General features: G+C 37.9%; 20 protein-coding genes and 1 tRNA gene. 4 read left to right on the top strand and 17 right to left on the bottom strand.

Annotation, left to right across the window (positions count from 1 at the left end; translation table 11 throughout):
- Nucleotides 1-161 precede the first annotated feature (161 nt).
- Nucleotides 162-2,396: a sensor histidine kinase gene (locus tag NE558_RS05865; protein WP_256149020.1), complete on the bottom strand. Its 2,235-nt coding sequence runs from the start codon at nt 2,394-2,396 to the stop codon at nt 162-164.
- A complete protein-coding gene (locus NE558_RS05860; RefSeq protein ID WP_066051131.1) occupies nt 2,371-3,066 on the bottom strand; it encodes a response regulator transcription factor in 696 nt (231 codons plus the stop codon). Before NE558_RS05860 ends, NE558_RS05865 begins: the two co-directional genes overlap by 26 nt.
- Before the next feature lie 209 nt (nt 3,067-3,275).
- On the opposite strand from NE558_RS05860, the gene NE558_RS05855 reads away from it, so the two are divergent.
- From NE558_RS05855 to NE558_RS05845, 3 genes are all read left to right on the top strand, one after another.
- Nucleotides 3,276-3,348, top strand: a tRNA-Lys gene (locus NE558_RS05855).
- A 321-nt stretch (nt 3,349-3,669) separates the two neighbouring features.
- Entirely contained in the window at nt 3,670-4,902 is a 1,233-nt protein-coding gene (locus NE558_RS05850) for a chloride channel protein (protein WP_256149019.1), read from the top strand.
- 175 nt (nt 4,903-5,077) lie between these two features.
- Entirely contained in the window at nt 5,078-5,740 is a 663-nt protein-coding gene (locus tag NE558_RS05845) for a helix-turn-helix transcriptional regulator (RefSeq protein ID WP_256149018.1), read from the top strand.
- Nucleotides 5,741-5,814: 74 nt separating this feature from the next.
- On the opposite strand, the gene NE558_RS05840 is transcribed toward NE558_RS05845, so the two are convergent.
- From NE558_RS05840 to NE558_RS05795, 10 genes are all read right to left on the bottom strand, one after another.
- Nucleotides 5,815-6,384 carry an acetate uptake transporter gene (locus NE558_RS05840; protein WP_256149017.1) on the bottom strand — a complete coding sequence of 190 codons (570 nt, stop codon included), beginning with the start codon at nt 6,382-6,384 and terminating at the stop codon, nt 5,815-5,817.
- A 256-nt stretch (nt 6,385-6,640) separates the two neighbouring features.
- Nucleotides 6,641-7,378 carry a tRNA (guanosine(37)-N1)-methyltransferase TrmD gene (gene trmD / locus NE558_RS05835; protein WP_256149016.1) on the bottom strand — a complete coding sequence of 246 codons (738 nt, stop codon included), beginning with the start codon at nt 7,376-7,378 and terminating at the stop codon, nt 6,641-6,643.
- Nucleotides 7,378-7,887, bottom strand: a complete 510-nt coding sequence (gene rimM, locus NE558_RS05830) for a ribosome maturation factor RimM (RefSeq protein WP_256149014.1) — start codon at nt 7,885-7,887, stop codon at nt 7,378-7,380. Before rimM ends, trmD begins: the two co-directional genes overlap by 1 nt.
- Nucleotides 7,888-8,040: 153 nt before the next feature.
- Nucleotides 8,041-8,271, bottom strand: a complete 231-nt coding sequence (locus NE558_RS05825; RefSeq protein WP_066051147.1) for a KH domain-containing protein — start codon at nt 8,269-8,271, stop codon at nt 8,041-8,043.
- Between the two features lie 22 nt (nt 8,272-8,293).
- Nucleotides 8,294-8,542: a 30S ribosomal protein S16 gene (gene rpsP / locus NE558_RS05820; protein ID WP_066051149.1), complete on the bottom strand. Its 249-nt coding sequence runs from the start codon at nt 8,540-8,542 to the stop codon at nt 8,294-8,296.
- 31 nt (nt 8,543-8,573) lie between these two features.
- Entirely contained in the window at nt 8,574-9,914 is a 1,341-nt protein-coding gene (gene ffh, locus NE558_RS05815) for a signal recognition particle protein (protein ID WP_256149012.1), read from the bottom strand.
- 17 nt (nt 9,915-9,931) lie between these two features.
- Nucleotides 9,932-10,282: a YlxM family DNA-binding protein gene (ylxM, locus tag NE558_RS05810; protein ID WP_256149010.1), complete on the bottom strand. Its 351-nt coding sequence runs from the start codon at nt 10,280-10,282 to the stop codon at nt 9,932-9,934.
- A gap of 175 nt (nt 10,283-10,457) precedes the next feature.
- Nucleotides 10,458-11,051, bottom strand: coding sequence for a histidine phosphatase family protein (locus NE558_RS05805; protein WP_256149008.1), 594 nt, complete (start codon nt 11,049-11,051; stop codon nt 10,458-10,460).
- 145 nt (nt 11,052-11,196) lie between these two features.
- On the bottom strand, nt 11,197-11,358 hold the full coding sequence (locus NE558_RS05800) for a DUF1540 domain-containing protein (protein WP_256149007.1): 162 nt from the start codon (nt 11,356-11,358) through the stop codon (nt 11,197-11,199).
- Nucleotides 11,359-11,682: 324 nt separating this feature from the next.
- A complete protein-coding gene (locus tag NE558_RS05795; protein ID WP_256149005.1) occupies nt 11,683-12,243 on the bottom strand; it encodes a hydrolase in 561 nt (186 codons plus the stop codon).
- Between the two features lie 164 nt (nt 12,244-12,407).
- On the opposite strand from NE558_RS05795, the gene NE558_RS05790 reads away from it, so the two are divergent.
- A complete protein-coding gene (locus NE558_RS05790; protein ID WP_256149003.1) occupies nt 12,408-12,893 on the top strand; it encodes an S-ribosylhomocysteine lyase in 486 nt (161 codons plus the stop codon).
- Nucleotides 12,894-13,175: 282 nt separating this feature from the next.
- Here NE558_RS05790 and sstT read toward each other — a convergent pair whose 3' ends face one another.
- The 5 genes from sstT to NE558_RS05765 all read right to left on the bottom strand — a co-directional run bounded on the left by sstT (nt 13,176) and on the right by NE558_RS05765 (nt 18,634).
- A complete protein-coding gene (gene sstT, locus NE558_RS05785) occupies nt 13,176-14,402 on the bottom strand; it encodes a serine/threonine transporter SstT (RefSeq protein ID WP_256149001.1) in 1,227 nt (408 codons plus the stop codon).
- Between the two features lie 71 nt (nt 14,403-14,473).
- Complete coding sequence (gene sdaAA, locus NE558_RS05780; protein WP_256148999.1) at nt 14,474-15,352, bottom strand: L-serine ammonia-lyase, iron-sulfur-dependent, subunit alpha; 879 nt, start codon at nt 15,350-15,352, stop codon at nt 14,474-14,476.
- A 123-nt stretch (nt 15,353-15,475) separates the two neighbouring features.
- Nucleotides 15,476-16,129 (bottom strand): L-serine ammonia-lyase, iron-sulfur-dependent subunit beta, encoded by a 654-nt coding sequence (sdaAB, locus tag NE558_RS05775; protein WP_330643394.1) that lies wholly within the window; start codon nt 16,127-16,129, stop codon nt 15,476-15,478.
- 569 nt (nt 16,130-16,698) lie between these two features.
- Nucleotides 16,699-18,327, bottom strand: coding sequence for a chaperonin GroEL (gene groL, locus NE558_RS05770; protein WP_256148997.1), 1,629 nt, complete (start codon nt 18,325-18,327; stop codon nt 16,699-16,701).
- A 19-nt stretch (nt 18,328-18,346) separates the two neighbouring features.
- The gene (locus tag NE558_RS05765) at nt 18,347-18,634 is read right to left on the bottom strand and encodes a co-chaperone GroES (protein ID WP_066051177.1); all 288 of its coding nucleotides are present in this window, start codon (nt 18,632-18,634) and stop codon (nt 18,347-18,349) included.
- Nucleotides 18,635-18,899: the final 265 nt, after the last annotated feature.

The raw sequence follows: 18,899 nt of genomic DNA, 5'->3' as shown, positions 1-18,899 counted from the left end.
AAAAACTAAATATACATAAGTTAAGGGTGTCGATAAGATCGACACCCTTTCGGATTCTTCAAGCTCTTTCAAGTTTATATCAACAAATAAAGCACCCTTAGCCTGTATCAGCAAACCCCTAATTCTACTATAAGTTATATGCATAATGCTAATAAAATAATCTATTGCATCTCAACTTCATCCTCTTGAAAAGGTTGTTCCCCATCTTCCCAAAGGGGCATACTAACAATCGCCTTAAATAAGTCACCATCCACCTTAATGCCGAAGGTGCCTCCTTGAGCCTCTGCTAAGCTCTGGGCGATGGAAAGTCCCAGCCCTGAACCTTCCGTGGTTCTGGATGCATCCCCTCGAACAAAACGGTCAGTCAATCTTGTTTCATCAAAATCAATGGGAGTGGCTGAAATGTTTTTCATCACCAAAATACCCCGTCCTTCTGCTTGAAAAATGTCTATATAAACCCGAGAATCAGGCATAGAATATTTTACTGCATTGGACACCAAATTTTCCAATATTCTCCATAAATGCCTGCCATCGGCAGAGATGTACAATGGCTCAGGACAGCTTACCTTCACTTCAAGCCCAGCGGCCTCAATTTTTTCCTCCAGCTCTCCAATTGCCTGCAACGTTATTTGCCGATAATCTAACCGCATTTTTGAAACTGTAATATTACCACTGGAAACCTTGCTTGCTTCGATAAGATCTTCAATTAACTGCTTCAAGCGATAGGACTTCTCAAATAATATCTCCACATATTCAGAAGCCGCTTTGTTTTCCAGCTTTTGGCTACGCAGCAAATCAACATAAGAAATAATAGAGGTTAAAGGAGTTTTCAAATCGTGGGAAACATTGGTAATGAGCTCCGTTTTCATTCTCTCTCCTTTCACTGCATCCTCAACGGAATTTTTCAGACCATCCTGTATATTAGCGATGTCCATAGCAAAATTCGAAAATGAAGGAGAAATCTCTTCTAAATTTAGTTTATACTGCAGATTTCCTTTTGAAGTTTCTCTGGCAGAAATCATAATTCTTTTCAATGACCGTAAAGCTCTCAAAAACAGGTACATACAAAAAGCGTTGAAAAGGAATAATCCCAGCACACACAAGAAACAGATGAAGTAATATCCCATTTGTGCGGCAAAAATAATAAATCCCATTATAACGCAATTTCCCAATCCATAGCTAAGCATAACAAAAATCATCCAGCCTCGAAAGGTTTTACCTGTAAACAATTCTGACATGCGTCGAATGGTTACAGATACCCATGTGTTGCGCAGAAAGATCTTGCCTTTGATTTGTCTGGAGACAGACATAATGTAAGAAATGATGGCGGCAATATCACAAATATAAATAATTCCCAAAATAGTATTAAAAATATATGCCCAAAAAATCGCCGTTTCATTTAAAATGCTTGATAAAATTGCTACTCCAAAGAAAACAGCAAAAGCCGTTAAACCAATTACCAATAAAAAATGAACCTCATTATAAATTTTATCTACTGCTAAATAAGTAACCTTTCCACCCTTCTCACTTTGTCCCGCAACACGTATTAAATAAACCAGACAAAAAATAATGATAATAGTAGAAGCCGTAAATACGCCAAACAGAATGGGTAATCCTGCCTTTGCAAAAACATATTCCTGACCAAGGGTATAAAATGCATCACCGTATACAAAAGGCTCCCGAATTCCCGCATAAATTTTATAATCGCTGGTTTCCATGATGGTGTTATTGCTGGTATAGCCCATAACCCCAATTTTATCGCTACTAAAGCCTGAAGAAAGAACAATGGTTCGATCAATATTACTCATTTCGCCCCTTGTTGTATTCCCAGCAACAACATTACCACTGCTATCTTCCACATAATAGAGAAAGTTTGTCATTCCGTTCAAATAGCGAATGCTGCTTTTAAAGTCATCCAACTGATTTTGAATATACATTTTCCGATAGAGGGGCAGGCGGCTTTCCACCAGTTCTTTATACTCATCAAAATTATGTTTTAAAGAATTTGGGATACTTCCATGGGTAATCAATCCATCGAAGGTTTCATTGATGGACGTATTCCCTGTGATAATGCCTTCTTTAATGCCATAATATCGTTTGAAGTCGGTAAGCAGTTCCTCCCTGTCTATCAGTTCACCACTACTAATCCGACTTTCATTCCGATAATACACTTCTGATAGTATAACCTCATCCAGTGCCTGGGCAAAGCTGTTTTTAAACTCATAGGTGTCATAAACACTATGTGCTTCGATGATATCCCTATTCCAATGATTAGAAATATTAGCTGTTATAATCCCACAAAAAAAGTTGGCCATGGCACAAATAAAAAAGAGGGCTACTCCGACTATCTTCCATTTTTTTTGGTAGCTTCTATATTTTTTCAATTTTGTATCCAATACCCCACACCACCTTTAGATATCTAGGCTCCTTCGGATTAATCTCTATTTTCTCTCTAATGCGGCGGATGTGTACCGAAACTGTATTTTCAGGGGCAAAAGATAACTCATTCCAAACCCTTTCATAAATTTGGTCAATAGAGAACACCTTTCCTGCGTTTTCCATTAGCAGCTGTAGAATGCCGTATTCCGTCGCTGTAAGCTTAATAGGTTCTCCGCTGACACGAACCTCCTTCGCATCCTTATCCAATTCAAGTTCTCCAATTTTTATCACATTACTTTTTTCTGCAATACTACCCAAGGCAGTATATCGACGCATCTGGCTTTTCACCCTTGCCAAAAGCTCCAGTGGGTTAAAAGGTTTTGTAATGTAATCGTCTGCACCAAAATTAAGCCCCAAAATTTTGTCTGTATCCTCAGATTTGGCTGACAAAATGATAATGGGTATATTCAAGGTCTCCCTAATTTTAACCGTAGTATTTAAACCATCCAGCTTAGGCATCATAATATCCAGCAAAATCAAATGTATCTCGTTTTCCTCCAATGCTTTCAATGCCTCTAAGCCATTATAAGCCTTAATGATATGATACCCTTCCTGCTTTAAATAAATTTCGATTGCATCAACAATGGCTTTATCATCGTCACATACCAAAATATTGAATTTATCCATTAGTAAATCCCCCCTAAGTTCGCATAATATTACCATTTTATCATAACAGTTTAGTTTTACAAAATAATACAAACTTCCTTACAGAATTCTTAATTTTCTTTTTTTATTCTAACCGATTCCCAACAGAATAAAAATAAAATTTTTTTGTCAAATTTTTAAAAATAATGATTGACATTTTTTTTGTTTTCATATATACTAAATTTCGTTGCGGGTCACTAGCTCAGTTGGTAGAGCACTGGACTTTTAATCCAGGTGTCCCGGGTTCGAGCCCCGGGTGACTCATTTTTTATTGGTTAGAAGAGTAAATATGTTTCTTCTACATCACTTCCACTTTATACCACAGCTTATAAAATTTGAAATCCCTATTGTAAGAAATACTTGCAATGGGGATTTTTTTAATGATAATTACACCAAAGCTGTTTTATATAAACTAGGTCAATCTCCATTAAACCCCCTATTGATACAAGAGGTCTTTTCTGTTTTTTGAATGAGCAAAAGCATTGTCATACCAAATTCACACTGCTATAATAAAAATAAAGCATCCTTATAATACTATAATAAATATAATCCCAACGCAAAGAAATTGCATTTAGGAGGATAACATTGATACGAACTATTATTCAAGACTACAAAGAAATTTTTCTCTATTCCTTGATTGCCCTCTTTGTAGGGATTATCATTGGTGGTATTGATGCACTCTTTGGGATAGTATTGCTTAAAATCACCCAATTTAGAGGCGAACACACAATGCTTTTGGTTCCTTTTTTACCTATTGCAGGTCTGTGCATAATATTTTTATACAGTTTTTTCAGTAAAGAAAGCATAAAAGGTATGACTCTTGTTTTTCAGACTGGGCACGGCGATAAGGATGGTATTCCCAAGATGCTTGTTCCTTTAATTATATTGACCACTTGGATTACCCATCTATTTGGGGGGAGTGCTGGACGGGAAGGCGTTGCTGTACAGCTAGGTGCCACTGTAGCTCATACCATTGCCAGAAAGCTAAAATTTTTAAACAATCCTCGTATACTATTGGTAATCGGCATGGCTGCCGGATTTGCAGGTCTATTCCAAACGCCACTTGCGGCAACTTTCTTTGCCTTAGAGGTACTTGTATCCGGTATTTTTTTATATGAGGCCTTACTTCCTGCATTGGTTGCATCTTACACAGCAAGCACCACATCACATTTATTGGGTTTAGAGAAATTCTCTATTGACCTTCCAAATATACTATCCATTTCATCAGAAGTTTTGTTGAAGCTTGTCCTGTTGGGAATTATATTTGGAATGGTAGGCGGAATTTTTGCACTTTTGTTAAACCTTTGCAAAAATAAATTATCAATCCTTATTGTGAATCCTATGAAAAGAATCTTTTTAGGAGGTTGTGTTTTATCTCTGCTGTTTTTGCTGCTGCATGGCGGCAGATATTGTGGCCTAGGTACAAACCTAATTCAGTTTAGCCTTATGGATGAACAAATATTTCAATACGATTGGCTCCTTAAGCTTTTATTGACCGTTTTGACCCTATCCGTGGGCTTTCAGGGTGGAGAGGTCACTCCTCTCTTTTCAATCGGTGCAAGCCTAGGTATGGTATTAGGAAGCCTATTGGGTTTACCAGTTACTCTTGTTGCCGCCCTAGGCTATGCCGCAGTTTTCGGCAGTGCCACCAATACATTGTTGGCACCTATTCTGATTGGTGTAGAGGTATTTGGACCCCAAAATACAATTTTCTTTATCATTGTTTGTGCATTTGCCTTTATCTTTAATGGAAACAAAACAATTTATACCGCACAAAAAAGATTCAACTTTTTTACTAACGAAACTATAAAATTTTAACATCCTTCATAAATGTTATTAGTGCAAAGAATACTCTTTTAAATTAATTTTGTATTTAATTTTTCATTTAAATTTGATGCTTTTTGACATGAAACAATATCAAAACCTTTTCTGCACTTGAAAAGATACACTGTTTTTGATATACTTTAATTTATAATATTTTTGGAGGTGTACCATGGAAAGTCAGACCTTTTCATTATCAGAACATGACAGAGCGATCTTATATTCATATGTAAATGTAGCAGAAGGTGTTGCTGAATTTTTAGGAAACTTTTGTGAAGTGGTTATACATAATCTTGAAAACATGGATCATTCCGTTATGCATATCGTTAACGGTCACCTATCTGGTAGGCAGGCTGGCGCATCTATTTCAGAGGTTACATTATCGTTTCTCAACCGAATGATGGCAGAACCTAACCTAGATCATCTTTATTATTTTGCCAAAAATAAGCGGGGAGAAACCTTTAAATCTTCAATCTCGGCAATCATGGGAGAAAAGGGGAATATAATCGGGTTGCTTTGCATCAATATGTATTTGTCATCACCTATCTCCGATTTGGTACACTTTATGACGCCTTCCGAAAGTACAAAACAGGAGAATATTTCAGAAACCTTTGTGGAAAATACAGTAGAACTGATGCTTCACGCACTAGAAGAAGCAAAAAAAGCGGTTTATAGCAATCTCTCTATATCCTCCTCCAATAAAAATAAGGAAATCGTATCTACTTTATATCAAAAAGGCATTTTTAACTTAAAAGATTCGGTTGTAACCATTGCAGATCATTTGGGTATTTCAAAAAATACCGTTTACATGCATATTCGCAATATGAATAAATAAGCATCAATAAATCAGAAATAAAAAAGCAGTCTTTTCCTTTGGTGGCAAATAGGAAATGGCTGCTTTCTTGATTTTTATAGCTTTACAACTTCTTTTTGAAACTCATGATTTAATATCTGACCAATGGCGGAATAAATCGCACTTCCGCCACAGAAAATGCCCTCATATCCGGCTATCATTTTAATAAAATGACTTCCAGTAAAATCACCTAAGGCCAGTAAAAAGAATAATACCGTCAAAGAACCGAAGACTACTCTTGAAGCCATATTATGCTTTAAGGTGCCAATAAACATCCCCAATGTAAAAATGCCCCACAGTAACAAATAAAAGGCCATAGAGAGCTCATCTGCGCCCTGTACGCCGCCCTGAGGAATCGCTGAAGGCAAGAGCCAAATTCCAACTAACGACCACCAAAAGGTGCCATATGCCGTAAATGCCGTTGCACCAAAGGTATTTCCCGCCTTAAACTCCATAATGCCTGCCACAACCTGTGCAAAACCGCCCAAAAAAAGACCCATACTGATAATGACTGCTGATAATGATATAATGCCTGCGTTATGTAAATTCAATAAAATCGTGGTCATACCAAAGCCTAAAAGACCAAGGGGTGCCGGGTTTGCAACAGTACTTGCGTGGTTACTCATAAAAATATCCTCCTAATATTATTGACTCATAATTCTAACATTTATTTCACCAGAGTTTTTAAGGATACCTCATTATACCCTTTATCAATATGGGCAAGCAGTCTTTTCATCATCACATAATCAAAAGCTAGGGAAATACTAGTGAGTATTTCAAGCATTTTCTATAGGCTTAAGAAAAAAATGGAGTCAGATAGGCTTAAAGGGTTCCGTGGTAGCTGACCTTAATCTCCGGTCATAAAAAAGGCATGTCCGGTTTTTAAACCTCGATGCCATTTTCTTTTAAAAATATAATATCTTTTGGGCTTAAATCAGCTGTGTTTAATAAATCTGGCCGCTTTTGGGCAGTACGAAGAAGAGATTGCTCTCTGCGCCATTTTTCTACATTACCGTGGTGCCCACTTAAAAGCACCTGAGGCACCTCACGCTCCATAAATACAGGTGGACGAGTATACTGGGGATATTCCAAAAGCCCCTGAGAAAAGCTCTCATCCTCAAAGGATGCCTCTTTCCCAAGAACACCAGGCATCAATCGAGAAATGGCATCAATCATCGTAATGGCTGCCAGTTCTCCCCCTGTGAGAACAAAGTCACCCAAGGAAATTTCATCTGTTACTATTTCCTCAATCACCCGTTCGTCTACACCTTCATAATGACCACACAAAAAAATAAGGCTTTCCTCCTGGGCTAGTTCCTCCGCCACACGCTGGGTAAAGGGTCTACCCTGGGGTGACATATAGAGAACCCGTGCTTTGCTTCCTGCCTTTGGCAAAACGCTTTGGTAGGCATCAAAAATAGGCTGGGGCTGCATAACCATACCGGCACCCCCGCCATAAGGATAATCGTCTACCTGCAAATGCTTACTTTTGGAAAAATCCCTAATATTAGTAGATTCAACAGAAATCAAACCATCCCTTTGGGCTCTGCCCAAAATACTATGGGATAGCGTCTCCTGAACCATTTCGGGAAATAGTGTTAAAACAAAGAACTGCTTCATTACCTCAACCCTTCCAGAAGTGACACTGTCATAATACCTGTTTCCAAATCTACTTTTTTAATACAATCTTTGATCGCAGGAATTAAAAGCTCTTTTTCCTCAGCATTTTTCTGCACGCCATAAACATCATTGGCACCGGTTACATAAATTTTAGTCAATTCACCCAGTGCTTCCCCGTCTTCTGTAATAACCTTTAAGCCATACAAATCTCTAGTGTAATATTCATTTTCTTCCAGTGGAATAGCCGCAGAATCTGGAATGATAATTGTTCCATTTTTGTAAAGCTCCGCCACATTAATATCAGTAATCTCTTTTACTGTAAGCAACACAAATTGCTTATGGTATGCCACCTTTTGTATATGAAAGGTCTCTCTTTTTCCTCTGATTTCTACAGTAATTTCTTTTAAGCGTTCAAATCTGGTGGGATCCTGTGTTGTAGGAAAAACCCGCATTGTTCCTCGAATCCCATGGGTACCTGTAATTTTTCCAATCTCAAAATACTGTTCCATACACACCTCAATAATTATAAATACTTTATACAAAAACAGGCAGGATGCAAGCACCTTGCCATTAAGACAACATTTTAAACACAAAATTGGGCTTTTTCAAAGGGTGCCGACTACGTCGACACCCTTATCGTACCCAAAATGTGGGCAAATTTTTCATTGAATGATTTCAACGATAATTTTTTTATCTTCGTGAACGCCGGATGCCTTCACCAATGTACGAATTGCTTTCGCAATCCTTCCTTGTTTACCGATAACCTTACCCATATCTTCAGGAGCAACCTTCAATTCCAGTACCAAAGTACGTTCATTTTCAGTTTCGGTTACCTGAACCTTATCCGGATAATCCACAAGATTTTTTGCAATGACCTCTAATAGTTCTTTCATAGTCAAGCCTCCCGCCTTCGGATTATTCGCCGATTACGCCAGCTTTTTTCAACAGAGCCTTTGCAGTTTCGGAAGGCTGTGCACCGTTTGTAAGCCACTTATTAGCTGCTTCTGCATCAACTTTCAGAACAACGGGTTCCTTTGTAGGATCATAGTAACCGATCTCTTCGATAGATTTACCGTTTCTGGATGTTCTGGAATCCGCAACAACGATTCTATAGAAAGGAGCTTTTTTTGCACCCAATCTTTTCAATCTGATTCTTACTGCCATATCATTTCACCTCCTAAAAAATTAAACTAATTTATCGGAAAAAAGGAAGTTTTCCTTTTTTGCCTTTTTGCATATTGTTCATCTGCTTCATCATTTTTTTCATTTCTTCAAACTGTTTCAGCAGACGATTCACATCGGCAATAGTCCTGCCGCAGCCATTGGCAATGCGCTTTTTTCTTGGGCCATTAAGAATGGATGGATTGGAACGCTCCTCTTTGGTCATGGATTGGATAATGGCTTCTACCTTCACCATTTCTTTGGCAGGGTCAACCCCCTCCATTGCCTTCTCAAGATTTAGTCCATTCATCCCGGGTATCATTCCCATTAAATCCTTCAGGGGACCCATTTTCTTAATTTGCTGCATTTGAGATAGGAAGTCTTCCAATGTAAACTCGTTGGAGCGCATTTTCTTTTGCATCTCCATTGCTTCCTGCTCATCAATATTTTGCTGTACCTTGTCAATCAGGGAAAGAACATCGCCCATCCCTAAAATTCTGGAAGCCATGCGGTCGGGATAAAAAGGCTCAAGATCCTCCATTTTTTCACCCATACCGATATATTTAATTGGTTTGTTGGTAACACTTCTGACGGAAAGTGCGGCACCGCCTCTGGCATCGCCATCAAGCTTCGTCATAATAATACCATCAACACCCAATTGGCTGTCAAAACTACCCGCTACGGTTACGGCATCCTGCCCCGTCATAGCGTCAACCACCAAAAGAACCTCTTGTGGTCTTACTGTGGCTTTGATATCCAACAACTCCTGCATCAACTCTTCGTTGATATGCAAACGACCTGCGGTATCTATCAAAACTACATCATGGTGCTGCTCTGCGGCATACTCCAAAGCTTTTTTGGAAATCTCCACAGGGCTTACTTCGGTTCCCATTTCAAACACAGGAATACCATAATTTTTCCCTACCACCTGTAACTGCTTAATTGCCGCAGGACGGTAAATATCACAGGCAACCAAAAGAGGGTTTCTTCCCTGCTTTCTAAGCTGTCCTGCCAATTTGCCACTGCTGGTGGTTTTACCAGCACCTTGCAAACCTACCATCATATACACTGTGGGGGGACGGTTTGAATAAGTCAATCTGCTTTGGGTGCTTCCCATCAACGCTATTAACTCATCATTTACAATTTTAATAACCTGTTGTCCCGGGTTTAACCCCTGCAAAACCTCAACACCAACGGCACGTTCCGTAACCGTCTTTATAAAATCCTTGACTATTTTAAAGTTTACGTCTGCTTCCAAAAGTGCGATCTTTACTTCTCGCATGGCAGCCTTTACGTCATCTTCAGTCAAAACACCTTTTCCTCGAAGCTGTTTGAATACTTCCTGCAGCTTAGCGGAAAGATTTTCAAATGCCATAATAGATCGCCCTCCTTTTAGGATAATATTGCATCAGCAATCTGCTTCATGGTAACAATCGCTTCCGTAGTTTCTTTACTAATTTCTCCTGTGCCAATTTCATCAAGAATATTCTTCATTTTAAGCACAGCTCTTTGCTGCTGTTGAAAGCGTTCTACCAAACGCAGCTTTTCTTCGTATCCAATTAAAATTTTCTCTGTGCGCTTTAGCTGATCTCTCACAGCCTGTCGGCTGATTGATAATTCTTCTCCGATTTCAGAAAGAGAAAGATCGTTCTGATAGTGCATCTCAAATACCAACTTTTGTTTTTCTGTCAAAAGCTCTCCATAGAAATCATAGAGAAAGGTCAGCCTTAATATCTCGTCCATCTTTCATTCCCCCTGTAAAGGAAAATCACTTTACAACCATCTAAGACATCATACTAAAAAAAAATCAGGCTGTCAAGTATTTTTCCTTTACAGTCTAATTTTTTTAAACCATCTATTTCTACAGTGCCAAAAACATTTCTTCTATTAATCATTTTTTCTTTGTAGCTCTTCAATTTTAGTCTACTGGACAATTTATTTTTTCTATTGTTGTTTTTGCATCAGAAACCAATACGGAGCTATAACAGCCCTGCTCCGAAAAAAACCGCCAAAATCCATCGGGGCCTGCCCCTGTTAAATGACAAAGCATAGCGCTCATTGGGCCATTGTGAGAAACAATAATAATTTCTTTTCCTTTATTATCTTTAATCACTCTATTTAACCCTTGGGTCACCCGTTCATAAAAATCTAAAAAGGCCTCCCCCCCGGGAAGAGATGAGGTTTTCCATTCCTTAATCCAACGTTTTAGTTCCTCTCCATGGTTTTCTTTTATGTAGGAGCCTTCTTTGTCCTCCCAATCACCAAAAAACAGTTCCCGAAAGCAATTATTCTTCACCACCTGAACCTTTTCACCTGCAATAATTTCAGCAGTATGAGCGGCGCGACGCAAATCACTGGAATATATTTTGTCATAAGTAACAGTATTAAAAAAATCTTTCAATTTATGTGCTTGTTTGATTCCTTTGTCATTAATATCGCAATCTGTCCAGCCGTAAAACATATTTCGCAAATTCCAATCTGTTTCTCCATGTCTTATAAGATAAAGCTTCATTTTTACGATCACCTCTGTTATATTCTACGCCAAAGCCGCTTATCCTAGCAAGGTAATTTATTTTAAAAATAATATAGAAAAGGCAGGCTCCCTTTTATGATGATTCATAAAAAGAAGCCCGCTATCAAAAAAATAACCGGTTATCTTATTTTACTACGAAGGATTGACAGTCTGTACACTGATCCATTGTAGGATTTCCTTCGTGTGTACCAACCTGAATTGCCTCAAGTGTACAGTAATTTTTTGCATTATGATGATGTCTACATTTTTCAACAGTACATTTAATACATTCATTACATTTTTCCATGTTTGTTCCCTCCTTTATTTTTATTTCTATATTATTGTGTCCTCAAAGTAAATAAATATTACTGTATTTATAAGGAGTTTTTAAAAAAATTTGGCATTCTTAATTGAATGCCAAAGAACAAACCTTTTCTTTTAATTATTGAAAACTTTTAAAATTAAAAAATTAAAGATTCTACGGTTATATTCCTAGCGAAAAATATCCAATTCATTTTAACTTCTTATATTGTCTCTCATTTTGAAATTTTTATAATTAAAAATTTCTTCCGCCCTTTAAGCTATTTCTTACAGTTCTTTTTCTTCTTTTGAATCTACTTTGCAATTGACTTTAATTTCTGGGATCACTTTTCATAGCTTCCAACGTTCTTACCATTAAATCATCTAATTCCCAACCGAGTCGCTCTGCTCCTTTACGAATAACATCTCTATCACAGCCGGCGGCAAAGGCCTTATCCTTAAATTTCTTCTTAATTGACTTCAATTCCATATCCTGCACACTTTTTGAAGGTCGCATCAATGCCGCCGCACCAATTAAACCAGTTAGCTCATCTACGGCAAATAAAACCTTTTCCATTTCATGAATTGGCTCTATATCGCAGCAAATTCCGTAGCCATGGCTAGCCACAGCGCGAATCAAAGGTTCCTCCAAATCATGCTCCTTCATAATCTCTTGGCATTTGATGCAATGCTCCTCAGGATATATTTCAAAATCTATATCGTGAAGTAAGCCAACATTTCCCCAAAAATCTTCTTCTTCGCCATAACCCAATTCCTTAGCAAAATAACGCATTGCTCCTTCCACCGTTTCTGCATGGCGCAAATGAAATGGCTCTTTATTATATTTTGTGAGTATTTCCCATGCCTCATCTCTTGTAATTTTCTTTGCCATATGCTTTCTCTCCTTTTTTATCAATATTTGTACGCATTATAAAACATTTTACCCCAAATATCTCTCACTAACAACCCTTTCCATGTAAAGTTCCTCTTGAAAATCTTTATAAAAACAGTTAGAATGACCTTGTTTGAGATTGTAAAAAGAAAGGACGAAAAAAAATGGATGTTACTAGCTTTGGCATTGATCACAATATACTTTTAAGAGGAATTTATGTATCTAGAAAGGATACTGTTGAAAACGGAACTTTAACTACATTCGATATCCGTATGAAAGAACCCAACCGTGAAATGGTTATGGATACTGCCGTTATGCACACTATTGAACACTTAATGGCTACCTTCTTTCGTAGCCATCCCCTTTGGGCAGAGAGAACAATTTATGTTGGCCCCATGGGATGCCGCACAGGCATGTATGCTATCTTTAAAGGAGACTTAGAATCTAACGATGTGGCTGTGATTATAAAAGAATGTTATGACTATATGAGTCAATTTTCCGGTGAGCTTCCTGCCTCAAAAGCAGAAATGTGTGGAAATTATTTAGATCACAATTTAGAAATAACGAAAATAGAGTGTAAAAAATTTGTTGATGAGGTTTTATCCTGCTTAAAAAAAGAAAATATGATCTATCCTCGCCAAGAAAAATAAAATCTTAATGTGTAAAACAAATAGAAATAAAGCAACCACAGAAAGAAATTTTTCTTTTCTCCATGGTTGCTTTTCTCTTTTACGTTAACTATGTTCTTAAAAGAAAATTCTGTAGCAGTGCTTTACTTTTATAATTCCCCATTATGCTTCAAATATAAAAAGCGGTGATTTAATCACCGCCTTTTTTTAATACTGATTTTGCGTTACTTATAGATAACACCTTTGTTATACTTCAAAAACTATTTTCGTACAACCATTTACGAATTTATAGCTTAAAATATATTACCATTTAATAGGTTTTCCTTGTTTCTTCCACTGTCTAAATTCTGCAGCTGCTGTAAACAATGCATCTGTAGAGGAGTTCAAGCCTGTTTCACAAGAATCCTGAACAACACCGATGATGAAACCAACACCTACAACCTGCATAGCGATATCATTAGAAATACCAAACAGGGAGCATGCCAGAGGAATCAAGAGCAAGGAACCACCAGCAACGCCGGAAGCACCACAAGCGGAAACTGCAGCAACAACACTTAATACTACAGCTGTACCAATATCAACAGTATAGCCTAAAGTATTTACTGCTGCCAAAGCCATTACTGTAATCGTAATCGCAGCGCCTGCCATGTTGATTGTTGCGCCCAAAGGAATGGATACAGAATAGTTATCCTCATCCAAGCCCAAAGATTCGCAAAGAGCCATATTAACAGGAATATTTGCAGCAGAGCTACGTGTAAAGAATGCTGTAATGAAGCTGTCTTTCAAACACTTAAATACCAAAGGATATGGATTCTGTTTGATATTTAAGAAAACAATCAAAGGATTTACAACGAAAGCAACAACTGCCATACATCCTACCAATACTAATAACAGTTTGCCGTAGTCTGTGAAAATGCCCAAACCACTTGTAGAAACTGTTGTATAAACAAGACCTAAAATACCAAAAGGTGCAAAGCTGATTACCCATCTAACTGCCTGAGAAACTGCATCTGCAAAGTTGCCAAGCATCGTTTTTGTAGCATCTGAAGAATGCTTCAATGCCAAACCAAAAACAACTGCCCATGCCAAAATACCGATGTAGTTTGCTGTTGAAAGAGATGCAATTGGATTCTGAACTACGTTCAAAAGCAATGTTTTAATAACTGTGCCAACACCATCTGGAGGAGCAGCCGCTTCAGCCGCGATATCTGTCAACGTTAAAGTTACAGGGAACATGAAGCTAGCAATAACCGCCACAACAGCAGCAGAGAACGTACCAATTAAGTACAGGGCTATAACAGCGCCCATGTTTGTCTTTGCGCCCTTTTTATGCTGAGCCAAAGAACTCATTACCAAGAAAAATACTAAGATTGGTGCAACACCCTTTAATGCACCAACGAATAAATCGCCCAAAAGAGCAATAACTGCAATGTTTGGAATTACTTTGCCAAGAATAGCACCAATAACCAAACCTGCCAAGATACGCTTAACAAGACTGATAGAATTCCATTTTTGTAATAAACTACCCATTTTATCCATTCTCCTATTTTTTTAATATTATTATTCCAGTAACAATGGTTGTACGAAAGATAAAATATTGATTAACAATGACCAAAAACTTTTTCACAAAGCTTTTTACCTGTTGGCGTAGCAGCTAAACCGCCCTCTGCCGTTTCTTTTAAAGCTGGAGACATTGCCTCTCCAATTTTTTTCATTGCATAAATGACTTCATCGGCAGGAATTGCACTTTCCACGCCAGCTAAAGCCAATTCTGCGGCTACAAAAGCATTGGCAACACCCATTGCATTTCTCTTAATGCAAGGAATTTCAACTAATCCTGCAACAGGATCACAAACCAAGCCTAAAATGTTCTTTAATGCGATGGCACATGCATGTTCACTCTGCTTGGGTGTACCCCCACAAAGCTCAACCAATGCCGACGCAGCCATTGCACTTGCCGCTCCGCATTCTGCCTGACATCCACCTTCTGCACCGGCAATGCTTGCCTTATTTGCAATGACTAGTCCCACTGCTGATGCAGTGAATAAAGACATTACAACTTCATCATCAGGAATATTTCTATCTTCGGAAATTGTTAACAGTGCCGCTGGCAGAATACCACAGCTGCCCGCAGTAGGCGCTGCAACAATTCTTCCCATGCAGGCATTCGTTTGGGAAACCGCAAGGGCTTTTACCATTGCATTTCCGAAAATTTTTCCACAAATGTTTTTGTTTGCTTTCACAGCTTCATTCATTTTAAAAGCATCTCCACCGGTTAGTCCGCTGGCAGAACGCTTTTGTCCATCCAAACCTGTTTCTACGGAATCACGCATAACAGTTAAGGAACGCTTCATATTTTCAAAAAGTACAGTTTCATCTGTCTCTGATGCTTCAGATTGATCTTTTAAAACCAACTTACAAAGAGGCAAGTTTTGCTTTTCGGCCTCCAAAACCAAATCTGCTAAAGAATCATACTTCATTTTCTAACCCCATTTCGAAAGACTTTTATTTTAAATGCAAATTTATTAAAGTTATTTGTTGTCTAATGAAAACGGCACAGTGCCATCTGAGACTAACATTGCAAAAGCCAATTTTCAATTTAACTAAATAGCTTTTAATATTGTCGAAGCCAAAATATTGGGTTGTTCTAAAATGACTTTATTAATAGATTCATCAATATCACCATCAATTTCTATGGTCATTACCGCTGTTCCACCTTTGTGATCTCTGCATAGAGAAAATCCATGAATATTCACAGAATGTTTTGCAAGGATATTGGCTACGATTGCAATCATGCCAGGTACATCCTCATGAGGAATAATCAACGTATCTGATTTGCCCGAAATAGAAACCACTGTGTTATTAATTTTATTGATAATGATGTTGCCACCGCCAATTGATGCTCCTTGTACCAGAATCTCTTTACCATCAGCAGACTTTAAAAGGATTTCCGCTGTATTGGGATGAGCGCCGTCAATTTCTGTTTCCTCAAAGGTATAAGCAAGCCCCTCTTCTTTTGCAATTTCCAAGCTTGTGCGAATTCGTTCATCATCTGTTTCCATGCCTAAAATACCGGCAACGATTGCTTTATCAGTACCATGTCCTTTATAAGTTTTTGAAAAAGAACCACTAAAACGAATAATTGCAGAAACAGGCGTGTCCCCCAAAATAGAACGTGCATATTTCCCAATGCGAACGGCACCGGCAGTGTGTGAACTGGATGGTCCAATCATAATAGGACCGATAATATCGAACACCTGCAACAAACTAAATTCCCCCTTCCAATTCAACTTCGAATTTTAAAATATATTGTTGAATGAAAAATCTTTTTTTCCTAGTACAGCAATTATATATGAACTTTTTTGTCAAAGTCAATAGAAAAACTCAAAAAAGTTTTTTCTGGACGGACATTTTTTTCATGATTTGTACATATGTTTTCCAATCAAGGACATTTTACAAAAGATTCGACAAAAAATACAATTATTGAATATTATGTTAATTTATTATGTCCTTTTTCATTTTCTTTCAATAAAAATTATTTCATTTATATGGAAATCTAAGCATCAAATTCTCTCACACCCCTTCTCCCTTATTATGAATTCTGTATGCAATATAATGAATTATTCTCTTATTTTTCGAAGTTTTTCCATTATACAACCAAATTATACATTTATTTTAGAATTTCCCTTCCCAAACAAGAGATTATTCAAAATCTTTGTATGACAAATTGATTTAATAAATTTTTTCTAGCATACTTGAAAAAAAGTCCCCCTGCTTTAGCAAGGAGACTTTTCTAAAATTCACTATGACAGACAGCTCTTTTTTATTACATGTAGCCGCCCATTCCACCCATACCCGGATCAGGCATAGCAGGAGCCTTTGAAGGCAATTCTGCAACAACAGCTTCCGTTGTCAAGAAAGAGGATGCAACTGAAGTTGCGTTTTGCAACGCGCTTCTTGTTACCTTTGCAGGGTCAAGAATACCTGCCTCTACCATTTCAACATATTCCTCTGTTAATGCATTAAAACCAACGCCTTCAGGCATTTCTTTTACTTTATTTACAATAACGGAACCTTCTAAGCCTGCGTTCTCTACAATCTGACGCAAAGGTGCTTCCAGAGCCTTTATAACAATGGCTGCGCCTGTTTTCTCATCACCAGTTAAATTCGCACACGCAGCTTTCACATTCTCAATTGCATGAACCAAAACTGTACCACCGCCGGCAACAATGCCTTCTTCCACAGCAGCCCTTGTTGCTGCCAAAGCATCCTCCATACGGAGTTTCTTTTCTTTCATCTCTGTTTCTGTAGCCGCACCAACCTTAATCACAGCTACACCGCCACTGAGTTTTGCAAGTCTTTCCTGCAATTTTTCTCTATCGAAGTCAGAATCGGTTTCGTCAATTGCCTTTCTAATCTGGTGGATACGGCCATCAATTTCTTCTTTTGCGCCAGCGCCATCAGCAATAATTGTCAATTCTTTTTCAACACGAACTGTTTTCGCACGACCCAACATATCCAATGTTGTTTCTTTCAGATCCAGACCAATTTCCTCTGAAATAACCTGTGCACCTGTCAATGCGGCAATATCTGCAAGCTGGGCTTTTCTTCTTTCGCCATATCCCGGTGCCTTTACAGCAACACAAGTGAAGGTTCCTCGTAGTTTATTTACAACTAAGGTAGCCAAAGCTTCCCCTTCCACATCATCAGCAATAATTAAAATTTTGCCGTTTGCCTGCATAACCTGTTCCAAAACAGGAACCAGCTCTTGAATATTGGAAATCTTTTTATCTGTTACAAGAATATATGGATCTTCCAAAATAGCAACCATCTTTTCCATATCTGTGGACATATAGGAAGAAAGGTAACCTTTATCAAACTGCATACCTTCTACCAGTTCCAACTCTGTTTTCATGGTTTTGGATTCTTCTACTGTAATTACGCCATCGTTTGTAACTTTTTCCATTGCGTCGGCAATCATATCACCAACTTCGTCATCTCCCGCAGAGATTGCAGCAACATTTGAGATATGTTTTTTTGTTGTAACAGCCTGACTCATTTTCTTAATTTCAGCCACAGCCGCTTCTGTTGCTTTGTGCATACCTTTTCTTAATATAATTGCATTTGCACCTGCTGCAATATTTTTCAAGCCTTCTTGAATCATTGCCTGTGCCAAAACAGTTGCAGTAGTAGTACCGTCACCGGCAACATCATTTGTCTGGGTTGCAACTTCCTTTACTAACTGAGCACCCATATTCTCATAAGGATCTTCCAGCTCAATATCTTTTGCGATTGTTACACCGTCATTTGTAATCAACGGAGATGTAAATTTACGATCTAAAACAACATTACGTCCTTTGGGCCCTAATGTAACTTTAACTGTATTTGCTAATTTATCAACACCTGCAGCCATTGCACTTCTGGCTTCTGTACTATATCTGATTTCCTTTGCCATATCTCTAACGCCTCCTATATCAGTCTTTTACTACTGCCAAAATATCATTTTGCTTCATAACCAGATATTCTTCGCCGTCAAACTTGATTTCCATAGCGCCATATCTGGAGAAAATAACATGATCCCCTTCTTTTAGAACCATTTCAACCTTAGTATCCCCAACCATGCCACCGGGGCCTACCGCAACAACAATTGCTTCCTGGGGTTTTTCTTTGGATTGAGAAGTTAAAATCAAACCTGATTTTGTTGTTTCTTCTGCCTCCAACTGCTTTAATACTACCTTATCTCCTAATGGTGAAAGTTTCATATCATTACCTCCTTATTTGTATCTGTTAGCACTCAACCTGATCGAGTGCTGATTTCTGATATTATATTAGCATTTTTTCAAGATTATTCAAATTTTATTTACATTCATTTTAGCCACAATTGGGTTAAATTAGAACTTATTATGTTAAAATTAGCACTTCTCTTCATTTTTTCTTAAAGTATCTTTTGTTTTCTTTCATTTACTGCTATTTTGCTAAAACACAATTCTTATTAGTAATTTTTAATCAATTAAGGCTATTTCTTCC

Origin of the sequence: Anaerotignum propionicum (assembly GCF_024461735.1) — a bacterium.
Taxonomy (GTDB): Bacteria; Bacillota; Clostridia; order Lachnospirales; family Anaerotignaceae; genus Chakrabartyella.
Note: the sequence above shows the minus strand (reverse complement) of the source record. Positions and strands in the feature narration are given on the sequence as shown.